11 protein-coding genes are annotated in these 12,078 nt (G+C 51.7%); 8 read left to right on the forward strand and 3 right to left on the reverse strand.

Features of this window, described 5'->3' with window-relative positions:
* Window positions 1-13 precede the first annotated feature (13 nt).
* The 4 genes from NYE48_RS12430 to NYE48_RS12445 all read left to right on the forward strand — a co-directional run bounded on the left by NYE48_RS12430 (window position 14) and on the right by NYE48_RS12445 (window position 4,237).
* Window positions 14-337 carry a 2Fe-2S iron-sulfur cluster-binding protein gene (locus tag NYE48_RS12430; RefSeq protein WP_340998922.1) on the forward strand — a complete coding sequence of 108 codons (324 nt, stop codon included), beginning with the start codon at window positions 14-16 and terminating at the stop codon, window positions 335-337.
* Window positions 338-534: 197 nt separating this feature from the next.
* Window positions 535-1,170, forward strand: coding sequence for a TetR/AcrR family transcriptional regulator (locus NYE48_RS12435; RefSeq protein WP_052147460.1), 636 nt, complete (start codon window positions 535-537; stop codon window positions 1,168-1,170).
* Window positions 1,171-1,251: 81 nt separating this feature from the next.
* On the forward strand, window positions 1,252-2,682 hold the full coding sequence (locus NYE48_RS12440) for a DHA2 family efflux MFS transporter permease subunit (protein ID WP_341000648.1): 1,431 nt from the start codon (window positions 1,252-1,254) through the stop codon (window positions 2,680-2,682).
* Window positions 2,683-2,992: 310 nt separating this feature from the next.
* Complete coding sequence (locus tag NYE48_RS12445) at window positions 2,993-4,237, forward strand: stalk domain-containing protein (RefSeq protein WP_340998923.1); 1,245 nt, start codon at window positions 2,993-2,995, stop codon at window positions 4,235-4,237.
* A gap of 67 nt (window positions 4,238-4,304) precedes the next feature.
* Here the strand turns inward: NYE48_RS12445 and NYE48_RS12450 are convergent.
* The 3 genes from NYE48_RS12450 to NYE48_RS12460 form a co-directional block, all read right to left on the reverse strand.
* A protein-coding gene (locus NYE48_RS12450; RefSeq protein WP_340998924.1) for an IS3 family transposase occupies window positions 4,305-5,632 on the reverse strand; the annotation gives its coding sequence in 2 pieces (ribosomal slippage) (window positions 4,305-5,311 and window positions 5,311-5,632; 1,329 coding nt in all).
* A 114-nt stretch (window positions 5,633-5,746) separates the two neighbouring features.
* Window positions 5,747-7,195: a cardiolipin synthase gene (gene cls / locus NYE48_RS12455; RefSeq protein WP_036715532.1), complete on the reverse strand. Its 1,449-nt coding sequence runs from the start codon at window positions 7,193-7,195 to the stop codon at window positions 5,747-5,749.
* Between the two features lie 36 nt (window positions 7,196-7,231).
* Complete coding sequence (locus NYE48_RS12460) at window positions 7,232-8,137, reverse strand: LysR family transcriptional regulator (protein WP_340998925.1); 906 nt, start codon at window positions 8,135-8,137, stop codon at window positions 7,232-7,234.
* A gap of 222 nt (window positions 8,138-8,359) precedes the next feature.
* On the opposite strand from NYE48_RS12460, the gene NYE48_RS12465 reads away from it, so the two are divergent.
* The 4 genes from NYE48_RS12465 (at window position 8,360) to NYE48_RS12480 (ending at window position 11,869) form a co-directional block, all read left to right on the forward strand.
* Window positions 8,360-9,118, forward strand: a complete 759-nt coding sequence (locus tag NYE48_RS12465) for an SDR family NAD(P)-dependent oxidoreductase (RefSeq protein WP_340998926.1) — start codon at window positions 8,360-8,362, stop codon at window positions 9,116-9,118.
* A 54-nt stretch (window positions 9,119-9,172) separates the two neighbouring features.
* Window positions 9,173-9,916 carry an SDR family NAD(P)-dependent oxidoreductase gene (locus NYE48_RS12470; protein ID WP_036715530.1) on the forward strand — a complete coding sequence of 248 codons (744 nt, stop codon included), beginning with the start codon at window positions 9,173-9,175 and terminating at the stop codon, window positions 9,914-9,916.
* Between the two features lie 297 nt (window positions 9,917-10,213).
* Window positions 10,214-11,026: an arylamine N-acetyltransferase family protein gene (locus NYE48_RS12475; RefSeq protein WP_340998927.1), complete on the forward strand. Its 813-nt coding sequence runs from the start codon at window positions 10,214-10,216 to the stop codon at window positions 11,024-11,026.
* A gap of 15 nt (window positions 11,027-11,041) precedes the next feature.
* A complete protein-coding gene (locus NYE48_RS12480) occupies window positions 11,042-11,869 on the forward strand; it encodes a sugar phosphate isomerase/epimerase family protein (protein ID WP_340998928.1) in 828 nt (275 codons plus the stop codon).
* Window positions 11,870-12,078: the final 209 nt, after the last annotated feature.

The raw sequence follows: 12,078 nt of genomic DNA on the forward strand, positions 1-12,078 counted from the left end.
GAAGCGATTCCACATGCCAATGATTCAAGTCGAAGGAAAAGGAACCATTGAAGCGGCGGACGGACAAAAGCTGGTACTCGCTCTGGAGGATCACGGCGTCGACATTCTGCACCGCTGCGGAGGCAATGCGAGATGCACGACCTGCCGCGTAGAGATCCTTGAAGGAGACGCCGGCGCCATGGGCGAAGCGGAGGCAGCGATCCTCGCAACCAAAGGAATCCACGAGCCGAACGTGCGGCTTTCCTGCCAAATCCGCGTACATAGCGATCTGACCGTCAAGCCGGTCATGACCGTCTCCGGTTCCGGCATGGATGCCGGCAAGCGCCCACTCGATTAAAAGAGAATGGCAAATGAATTCATGAAGCGGCTGTTTGTCCACCGAATGGGCAGGCAGCCGTTTTTTATTGGCAGCACGCGGCCGGCAAACCTCCGGAAAATTTTCTGCAAAAGAAAATCGTTGACAATCAAGGCCTTCTGTCCGTTATAATATGTAGACCGTTCGTTATAATTTTGAAGAAAGGAGGCCTCGCTTCCATGGCAGGCAAAGCAAACTCGCGTGAAACCATCGTGAAAACGGCTACCAGACTGTTCTCTGTGCAGGGATATCATGGAACGGGATTGAACCAAATCATTAAGGAAAGCCAATGCCCCAAAGGCTCGCTCTATTATTATTTTCCGGAAGGGAAAGAGGAGCTTGCGCGGGAATGCATCGAGCAGATTAAGCGAATGGTTTCCGGCAAATGGCAGGAGGCTTTCGAACGATTCGAACATCCGGCCCAAGCGATCCCATACCATATCGAAATGATGGCCGAGGATGCCGAAAAATCGAATTTTGAGGGTTTTACCCCTCTCAGCTTCTGGAATGCAGTGGAAACGTGTTCCGTCAGCGTATCGCTTCGGGAAGCTTGTCAGAACGCAATCGATGAGTGGCATGGGATGTTATCCCAGCGGCTGCAATCGGCGGGACTTGATGCGGAACGTGCCGCCGAGACGGCCACGGTCATCTTGTCCATGATGGAAGGTTCGCTGATCATTGCCATGACAAAGCAGGATTCCGGACCGATCCATGCGGCATCCAAGTATATGGGGATACTGGTAGAACGCCTGCTGGACGTCAGCCGGTCGGATCAATCGTCCCCAAAAAGCGAAAGACATAAAAAAGAAGATTGAGATAGAAAGAGCGACAGTGATCTAGATAACAAATAGAGATAGAAATCAGACATATGGAGGTTAGGTATTGTGGAAGCAGCCATGCAAAATACACAAACGGCAGCAAGCTCGGACAAACGATTCAAAGTCATCCCGATCATGGTCGCGCTGCTCATCAGCGGATTTATCGGGATGTTCAGCGAGACGGCGTTAAACGTCGCTTTAAACGATTTGATGCAGGTGCTGCACATTTCGCCGCCGACGGCGCAATGGCTCACTACGGGATATTTGCTGACGCTGGGCATTTTAGTGCCGGTATCCGGCCTTTTGCTGCAATGGTTTACGACGAGACAATTATTTATTACCGCGCTGATCTTTTCGATCGCCGGTTGTTTGATTGCGGCGCTGGCGCCGAGTTTTGAAGTACTGCTGGTCGCTCGCGTCGTTCAGGCCGTGGGGACGGGCATTATGCTCCCGCTGATGTTCAACACGATTCTGGTTATTTTCCCGGCAGAAAAACGGGGCGCCGCCATGGGCATCATCGGCCTCGTGATCATGTTCGCCCCTGCGGTCGGCCCGACGATCGCGGGTCTGTTGATCGAAAACCTCAGCTGGCACTGGATTTTCTGGCTGTCTTTGCCTTTTCTCGTGTTGGCGCTGGTTTGCGGCATCCTGTTCATGCAAAACGTATCGACCATCACCAAACCGAAAATCGATCTGTTGTCGATCATTTTATCGACGATCGGCTTCGGCGGCATCGTGTTCGGCTTCAGCAGCGCCGGCGAAGGCGGAGGCTGGACGAGTCCGAAGGTGATCGCGTCCCTGATCATCGGTATCGCGGCACTGCTCTTGTTCGGTTGGCATCAATTGCGAATGAAGCAGCCGATGATCAACCTGCGGGCATTCAAATACCCGATGTTTTCGGTCGGCGTCGTCATGGTCTTTTTCAGCATGATGATCATTTTGTCGTCGATGCTGGTGCTGCCGCTGTTCCTGCAGGGCGGTTTTGGAAAATCGGCGTTTTACGCCGGACTCATTATGCTTCCCGGGGGAATCGTGAACGGCTTGATGTCTCCCCTCATGGGGCGTTTGTTCGATAAATACGGTCCGAAGTGGCTTGTTTTCCCTGGTTTTATTGTAGCAGCCGCGGCTCTATGGTTTTTCTCGGGCGTAACGGCCGCTTCCGCCGCTTTCCTCATCATCGTGCTGCATTCCTGCTTGATGATCGGCATTTCAATGATCATGATGCCCGCGCAGACAAACGGCTTGAACCAGCTGCCGCGCGAATATTATCCGGACGGAACCGCGATCATGAACACTCTTCAGCAGGTGGCGGGGGCCATCGGCACGGCGGTTGCCGTCAGCATCATGTCGGCCGGGCAGGAGAGCTATTTTAAAACCCATCCGGGCGGGAATCCGATCGAAGCGTTGACGGCCGGCGTATCGCATGCCTTTATGTTCGGCATGATCATCGCTCTGGCCGGCTTCGTGATCGGCCTGTTTATTAAACGGGTTCCGGTAAAACACGATTAAATAAGCGCAAAAACCCCAAAGCCACGGCTGCGGGGTTTTTCATCGTTTTTGGCGACGATCCTTCGGATCATTCGTCCGTCGAATCTAGCAATAGGTTTTATCCTATCCTTCTAAACTATTCCACGCTGTGTCCGCTGTCTATGATCCCCCGGTTCCCGATGACCTGCCGTTGGGGAAGGCTGCGCAGGCACAGAGAACAACCCTGCTTTGCCTGTTTTGGGTGGAAATGGTATTCCGGATCATGGTATAGTGAATCTAGCATTCTATTAAATCAAACAAAACTATATTTCAGATCATGGGAGAACCGAATATGAAGGTCATTGGGAAAATTCTTTTAAGCTCCGTTTTGATTGCAGGCTCTTTCTCCGCGATTCCCGCGGATGCGGCCAAGGCTGCAGGCAAGGTCAGCATCATGCTCGACGGATATCCGCTGTCTTTTCCGGTGGAGCCGACCGTGTTGAAGGGAACGACCATGGTGCCGTTCCGGGCCATCTCCGAAGCGCTTGGCATTCAAGTGACTTGGAACCAGAAGGAACAAAAAATCACGGCTACGAAAAAAGAGGACGGGATCTCCAAACAGGTCGTGTTGACCATCGGCAGCAAACAAGCTTTGGTCGACGGGAAAACGGTAGCCCTTGCCAACGCCCCGCAAACGATCCGCAGCAGCACGATGATCCCGCTCAGCTTTTTTAGCCAGCAGTTCGGGGCCGGGGTGGCCTGGGATCAGAAAACGCAAACCGTTTCGATCACGTCGCCCAAGGAAGATATGTATACGTTAGGCTTTTACGCGTTATCTTCTTTCGATGAACGGGCATACATCCCGTCTTTCGATTCGGTTGCTTTCGGCTGGAGCCGGATCGATCCTTCCGGACAATTCACGATGGAGGGCAAGGAGTATAAATGGCCGCAGGCTGCGGGCGAAGTCACGCCGGAATCGATCATTCAAGATGCCGCGCAGCAAGGAACGTCGCCGTATTTGATGGTGTACTCCGTGGATTCCAGCGGCGAATTGACGAAAAACCTGGAAGATCAGGCGCTGCAGGAGAAAACCACCTCGCAGATCGTGGAAGCGGCCTCGGGAAAAGGGTTTAAAGGCATTGCGCTCGATCTGGAAGGGCTTGGTTTGACCGGCGACAAAAACAAGGTGAAAGCAGAATACAACGCATTCGTGAAGAAGCTTTCCGCCAAAGCCCGCGCGGCAGGCCTGAAATTGACGCTGATCCTTCATCCGCTGAACAGTTCCTATGCAGGGTATGATTACAAAACGTTATCGGGTCTGGCGGACGATTTGGTGATTATGGCTTATGCGTTCGAACAGGAAAAAGGCCCCGAACCATTGAAGCGGGTCGACGAGGCCATCCGCCTGGCGTTGAAGGAAACTAGCAAAGACAGGCTGATTCTCGGGATCTCGCTCGGCAGCGAAAACGCAGGTACCGTCAACACCAAGATCGGCCTGGCCAAACGGTATGACCTGAAAGGCGTCGCTTTCTGGCGCTTGGGGCTGATCGGGCAGCCTGCCTGGGCGAAGATCAACGAGTCGATAGAGATGAAATAAATCATCATAAAAAAGAGCGTCCCGCATTAAACTGGACCCTTAGTCAAGGACACTTTTAAAAAAAGAGTTAGGCTGCACTTAAGAGATGATTTCTGTATTGTACAGGAGTCATCTTTTTTAACCCCCACTGGTATCTGTAATGGTTATAGTAATGAATATAGCGCTTAATTTCTTGCTCTAGTTCAGAAAAGGATTTGCAATCGCGACTCTTCACGTGGTCTTTCATATGGCCGAAGAAAGACTCCTGAGGGGCATTATCCCAGCAGTTCCCCCGTCTAGACATAGATTGTCCTAACCCGTTATCTTTCAAAAGCTTCTGATAGACAGGACTCGTGTAGTGGCAGCCTTGATCCGAATGAATGAAAGCGTCCTGATGTAACTTCAACCGTCTTTGCCTCATCAGTGATTTGATCGTGTCTGTTGCAAGAGGGAGGTGGAGGGTAGTGGACAAGTTATGAGCGAGAAGCTCGCCTGTAGAAGCATCTAAAATGGTTGACAAATAAGCCGTCTGGGAATGACCATATGGCAAGTACGTAATATCTGTTAGCAGAGCGAGACCTGGCGTACCTTTCTTAAAGTCCCTCTGTAACGTATTCTCAAGCGTGCGGTGTTCTTGCGTGGCTTTTGCCATCTTTCGGTAAGGATTGGCCTTTCGATGTGGACATACGAGGTTAAATTTGCGCATTAACCTTCGAATTCGCTTCAGGTTATACACGATATGAAATTCATTTTCTAACGTCATCTTAATGGAGCGAGAACCCTTCTTGAAGCCTCTTCGATGAAATGCCTTCTTAATCAAAGCACCGGCCTGCTCATCCGCTTTGATGCGTGCGAGCCGTTTGTCCGAGCTTTGAAGGTAGTTGTAGTACCCGGAACGAGACACACCAAGTAATTGACAGAAGTAACGCGTCATCCGTTCCAGGCCTTGCTTTACTGCATTTTGAATAAGCTCGAAACAGTCACTCTTGGGTAGGTTTTGTCCGTTTGCTAACAGCCTCCTTTCGTTCTTGTCTAACTTTTTTACGTATGCCAACTGAGCCTCCAAAAGTTTAATCTTCGCTTCCTGCTCGCGATCATCTCTTCCTGGGATAAGGAGCGTTGTGAGGGGCGTAATGCTGCTTCTTTACGTGAGTCCGCTAGCCCAGTGATTCCGTCCTTCTCGTAAGCTTTCTTCCAACGATCCGCGCACTGCTCCACTCGCTTTATCCCGAGTATCTCCACATCAAACCCACTCGCCTCGAAAATCTCTCTAGGTGTTCGACCCGACATATATTGATCGATGAATAGACGTTTGAATTCATCGGCATAAGTAATCGATTTTTCGCTCACCCGCAAAACGTGCGGATTTAGCGCTAGTCGTTCACGTTCATATTTATTAAAATGCTTTTTGCTCATTTTGTTCGCCTCCACTGTTGTTTCCAGTATACAAAAAGGTACCCACACACTAAACACTTTTTTTGAAGTGTCCAGTGTATGGGTACCAGTTTACATGGGACCGCTCTTTTTTTCTTACAGAATCGGCGACAGCAGCCGCGATATGCCTTCCTTGATCCGAATCCATCTCGGGCGCTGTTGGTATTCCTGGAGCGTCAACTGCCGGGATACGCGCAAATCCTCTTCGAACATCTCCGTCAATTGTTTCGAAATCCGGTCGTCATACAAAAAGGCATTGACTTCGAAATTCAGCTTAAAGCTGCGAAAATCGATATTGGCCGTACCCACCGAAGCGATTTCTTCGTCGATGACGATCGTTTTGGAATGAATGAAACCGTTATTGTACAGATAAACGGTAGCGCCTACCTTCAATAGCTCCCCGATGTATGAATACGTGGCCCAATACACGAAAATATGGTCCGGCTTGTCCGGTATCATGATTTTGACTTCAACGCCCGACAGAACGGCGATCCGCAGCGAATCCAGCACGCTTGCATCCGGAATGAAATAAGGAGTCTGGATGTGAATCGTTTTTTTCGCGGAGGAAATCATTTTTATGTATCCGTTTTTGATATGTTCAAGCTCCGAATCCGGTCCGCTCGTGACGATCTGCATGCCGATCCGGCCGCAGGGAGCCACCTCCGGGAACAGGTTCGGCGAGTATGTAATCGCGTGATGGTGCGAGGCCTGGTTCCAGTCCAAAATAAACCGAATCTGCAGCGCGTAAACCGCCGATCCGATGATCCGCAAGTGGGTGTCCCGCCAATAGCCGAACTTCGAATTCAGCCCCAAATATTCGTCCCCCACGTTGAACCCGCCCACATAGCCGATTTCGCCGTCAATAATGACGAGCTTGCGGTGGTTGCGGTAATTCAAACGGAAGTTGATCAAGCGCAGCCGCGAAGGAAAAAATGCTTCGGCAAGCCCGCCGGCGGCCCGGAATTCGCGGAAAAACCTTTTTGTCAGCTTTCTCGAGCCCAGCTGGTCATAGAGCACTCTGACCTTCACGCCTTCCCGTGCCTTTTGCGTGAGGAGGTTGATCAATTTTTTGCCGAGGACGTCGTTTTGGATGATGTAATACTGGATATGGATATAATCTTTTGCCCCGTGAATGTCTTTGAACAGCTTATCGAATTTCTCCTGTCCGTCGGTGATAATGTCCACCGCGTTTTCTTCGGTAAACATCGAGTGGTTGTTTTTCAAATACATGTAGATGAGATCCCTGTATTTGCTGGCCGATTCGTTGTAGAAACGGAAGTTGCCCATCTGAATGCGTTCCAGCTGCTCCAAAATAATCTCTTTGACGCCGATTTTCTTCAGGTCGTCCCAATGGAACAAGCGGACATGCCTGAAGTTTTGGGCGAAGAGCAGGTACAGCAAAAAGCCGGCAATCGGGATGAACGACAGCACCAGCAGCCAAGCCCAAGTCGCTCCAGGGTCGCGGCGCTCCTTAAACACGACGACCAAAGCGAAAATAAAATTCAGAAACAAGATCAATCCTAGAATGAGGGAAGAAAAGTTCATTGCGTCGTTGTCCTCCTGCTTAACGCCACTACCGGCTTACAGCATGTTTTGCAAACCGGAAATATCATGTTTGATGCGGTCTAGAAAATGCCGTGAAATCGCGGAAATATGATGTTCCTTCCGCTGAATGACTCCCAGGAATACCGGACTTTGCTGGGGGAAATCAAAATCCAGGATAACGGTGTCGGAGATCGGTTCGGAAATGAACGAATAGTTGAGCCCGACCGTAACCGCCGAATGGGTGAGGCAGGCGCGGCTGATCAATGCGCGGTTGTTCGTGGTGTATACGATATCGGCCGGCCCGTATTTTTTCTGAAAATCATCCATAAACCATTTCACATAATCATCATTATACAGCACAACGTTCTGCCGTTTAAGCTCTTCCGGCGTAATTGTTTTCTGAAAAGCGAGCGGCGAATGGATGCTGGTAGCGGCAACCATTTTGACTTTGAGCAGCGGGTCGTAATCAAGCCCCAAATGTTCGATCAGCCGGTTTTTGTAAAAAATGATGAAACCCAGGTCGGTTTTGTCGTTCAAAACGTCGTCGATAATATCCTGCGAACCTTGTTCGACGATCTCGATTTTGACCTGCGGATATTTCCGCTTGAAATCCAGTACCGCTTGCTCGAGCAGCAGCATGGGGCCGGGAATCGTTGCGATTCGCAGTCGTCCTTGGACCAGCTCGGAATACCCTTGGGCGGCTTCCTTCAATTCTTCGTATTTCTGCAGCAGCTCGGCCGCTTTTTTAATGATGACGGCTCCTTCGGCGGTGGGGACGGCTCCCGTGCGCTGCCGTTTCAGAACGGCAACTCCCCATTCCTCTTCAAGGCTCGAAATCGACTGGCTGACTGCCGAAATGGTGACGTGAAGATTTTGGGCGGCTTTCGAGATGGAGCCGGTTTTCGCGACCTCGACCAAATACTCCAGTTTTTCAATATGCATGATTCAACCCGATCCTTGTAAGTTTATATCCGGATATGATTTAAGCTAGCCTTAAGTCAAATTAAATATGTTTAAATTTTATTGAACCCTTATCGATGATAACATAGAAGTAAAGCCTGAGGTACATCCTTTTGGGGAATTGCTGCAGCATGTTCAGGCCGTTCATTGGTTTCGTGTGGAGACAAGCTTGGATAAATGCCATGACGGAAAGGGAGTTATCATATGAGATTGGAAGGAAAAGTCGCACTGATCACCGGGGCGGGAGCAGGCATCGGGAAAACGACGGCGCTGCGGTTTGCGCAGGAAGGCGCCAAAGTGATCGTCACGGACATCAATTTGGATAACGTAACACAAACGGCGTCGGAAATTGAGCAGGCCGGGGGCAGCGCCGCGGCTTTCAAACACGACGTCAGCAGCGAAGACGACTGGAAACGGATCGTTGAAGCGTCGGTTAAGCAGTTCGGTTCTATCGATATTTTGTTCAATAACGCAGGCATTTATTTCATTAAACCGCTGGCCGAAATCGGGCTGGATGAGTGGAATCGGATGCTTTCGATCAACGTGACGGGCGTCTTCCTCGGCATGAAACACGTGATGCCGGTCATGGCCAAGCAAGAACGAGGCGGTTCGGTCATCAATGCTTCCTCCATCGCCGGCTTGACCGGGGCATCGGGGCACGTCGCTTACGGCGCAAGCAAAGGGGCGGTACGGATCATGACCAAAGACGCCGCGGTCGAATACGCTTCGGCCAACGTGAGGGTCAACTCGATCCATCCTGCCTACATCAATACGGCGATGGGCGATTATGCGACGCAGGCGAGCCGAATGTCCGCCGCGGAGCTGGGCAAACGGATGGCTCCAATGGGCCGATTCGGCTTGGTTGAGGAAGTATCGAACATGGTTCTGTTCCTTGCTTCCGACGAATCTTCCTATTGCACGGGGGCAGAATTCGTGATCGATGGCGGAGCTACCGCGATGTAAGAAAAAACCTTCGAGCATGTGTTTCAAAATGAATCTAAGATGGGAGCGAGATCAATGAAATTCGAAAATAAAGTGGCCGTGGTTACCGGGGGAGCAAGCGGCATCGGGGAAGCCTCCGTCAGAATGTTTGCCGCCGAAGGCGCAAAAGTCGTGATTGCCGATTTTTCGGAACGCGGACAAGCGGTGGCGGATGAACTGAATGCAGCCGGATCTGATGCGTTGTTCGTGAAAACGGACGTGACGAATGAGCAGGATGTCATTCGCATGGTGGAGCAAACGGTTGAGAAATACGGGAAGCTGGATGTGCTGTTCGCAAACGCGGGCATCGCGCAGGACGGTCCTGCCGACCTGCTGTCCTCCGACAGCTGGCAGCGCACGATCGACATTAACTTGACCGGCGTATTCCTTTGCGACAAATATGCGATCAAACAGATGCTTGCGCAGGGCCATGGCGGCGCGATCGTGAACTGCGGCTCCATCCACAGCCACGTCGGCAAAGCGGGCGTCACCGCGTATGCATCCGCCAAAGGCGGCGTTAAGCTGCTCACCCAGACGCTGGGCGCCGATTATGCAGCCAAAGGCATTCGAATCAATGCGGTGTGCCCCGGCTACATCGATACGCCGCTGATCAAAGGCAGAACCGAAGCGATCACCCAGCATCTGGTCGGGCTGCACCCGATGGGACGCCTCGGCAAACCGGAAGAAGTGGCCAAAGCCGTCCTGTTCCTGGCAAGCGATGACGCATCGTTTATTACAGGCACAAGCCTGTTGGTGGACGGCGGGTATACGGCGGTGTAATCCGGGTCCCTGTCCAAAGGGCGGCCTTGCTGAAGCCGCGATATTAGGAAAGGCGCAGCAACAAGGCCAAAACGTGCAAAAGAGCTCAAACCTCCCTGAAGCCGGGGGTTTGGGCTCTTGCTGTTTATCCTGCATTGTCGTAAGCAAGACAAGCGAATTACCAAGTTTATGACATAAAACCGGCCGTGAGCATCTTTGCCCGGCTGGTTTTGTCTTTCCGGCAGGAGATGGTCATATACTTATGGAAAAGTATTGTAAGTCGTATATTTTTATGAAAGTGGAGGTTCGGTTAGCGGCATGAATCATAACGTAACCGGCATTTCGACGCGGGCAACGGATTATTTGAACAGGATCGGGTACCACGGAGCGGTCGAACCGACCGCGGCCGTGCTTGCCCGTCTTCAGGAATGCCATATTTACCACGTTCCCTATGAAAACCTCGACATCGTCAACGGCGTGCCATTGTCGCTGAAGCTTGAAGATCTGCATGATAAAATCGTCTCCCGCCGCCGGGGAGGGTATTGTTTTGAGCTCAACGCGCTGTTTGCTTGGTTGCTGGAGGAGATCGGATTTAAAGTGACGCATTATTTCGCGCGGTTTTGGCGAGACGAACCGAATCCGCCGCCGATGCGGCGGCATCATGTGCTAAGGGTCGAAGCGGAAGGCCGCCCGTTTTTATGCGACGTCGGCGTCGGGGGCATCGTACCCGTAACCCCGTTATTGCTGGCAGAAGGGATCGAGCAGCCGGCAGGCAACGAACGGTACCGCCTGGATCGGGATCCGTTTTTCGGCTGGATGCTTTGCGAATGGAAACACGGGGAATGGTGCCGGTTGTATTCGTTTACGGAGGAACCGCAGCTGCTGCAGGATTACGCGATGGCTTCCTATTGGTGCGAACATGCGCCCGAATCCATCTTTACGCAATCCGCGATGGTCTTTATCCGCACCCCCGAAGGCAGGAACACGGTAGCGGGGGAGGAGTTCAGGATTTTCGGTTCCGGCGGCGTGGAATCATGGGTACCGCAATCGGCAGAGGAATACCATCAAGCGTTGTTGAAGCATTTTGGAATCGTGCTGAATCGGAAAGAAGAGGATGGAAACCATCCATAAAGGAGGCGTATGAGCATGCCGTTTTTATCGTTGACGACTTGGAGCTTGCACCGGAATTTGGGCCCGCTCCGCTGGACGTACTGGGATGAGGAGGCTAAAACGCAAGGCACCGCGATGGATGAGCAGCCGCAAACGATCTCGCTGCTGGATTTGCCTGCTTTGCTCCGCGAGAACGGTTTTCAGGCGATGGAGCTTTGCCATTTCCATCTTCCGGAGACAAGCACCGCTTACCTGGATAAGCTTCGCGAATCTATCGTTCGGTCGGGCATCCGTTTGTACACTTTGCTGGCCGATTACGGAGATCTCACGAATCCGGACGAATGGCGCAGGGAAGCCGATATGGAATGGATGAAAAAGTGGATCGACGTCGCCTCTGCCCTTGGCGCCGAACGGATTCGCATTATCGCGGGCGATGCGGATCCGGCCGACGCGGAGGCCGTCCGGCTGGCGGCGGCGCAGCTGAAGCGCCTGATCCGATACGCCTCGGATAAGCAGGTCCGAATCGTTACCGAGAATTTTCATGATTTGGCTTCCACGGCTGCAAATTGCATATCCTTGCTTGACATTTGTGGCGAAGGGCTTGGGTTGACAACGGATTTCGGCAACTTCGCCGGAGAAGGCAAGCTTGCGGAGTTAGGGGCCACGATCCCGCGAAGCGAATCCATCCATGCGAAAGCGATCACGGACGGCCAGGGCAAACCGGATGAGGAGGAATTTAAGAAATGCATGGATCTGGTCAGAAGCAGCGGTTATGAGGGCCCGATTACATTGGTGTACGATGGGCCGGGCGATATGTGGGAAGGCATCAACCGGGTAAAAGCATTGGTCCAGCCTTACTTATAGGGAACTTGTCCGGGATTTTGCCCGAGCTTCGTGCTTTGGAAATATTCAATGTCTAAGCGTATTTGCGAAAAGGAGCGGAACCTGATGTTCCGCTCCTTATTTTTTTGTCGGATCCGGTTCTAACGGAGCGCCGGCCAAAATAAGAAAAAGTAAGCGCTTTATTCTACAGCAAATGCCTTAAAGGTAAGCACGCATGATGGCTTTAGTTG

The organism is Paenibacillus sp. FSL M7-1455, from assembly GCF_038004655.1.
Lineage (GTDB): Bacteria > Bacillota > Bacilli > Paenibacillales > Paenibacillaceae > Paenibacillus_AQ > Paenibacillus_AQ cookii.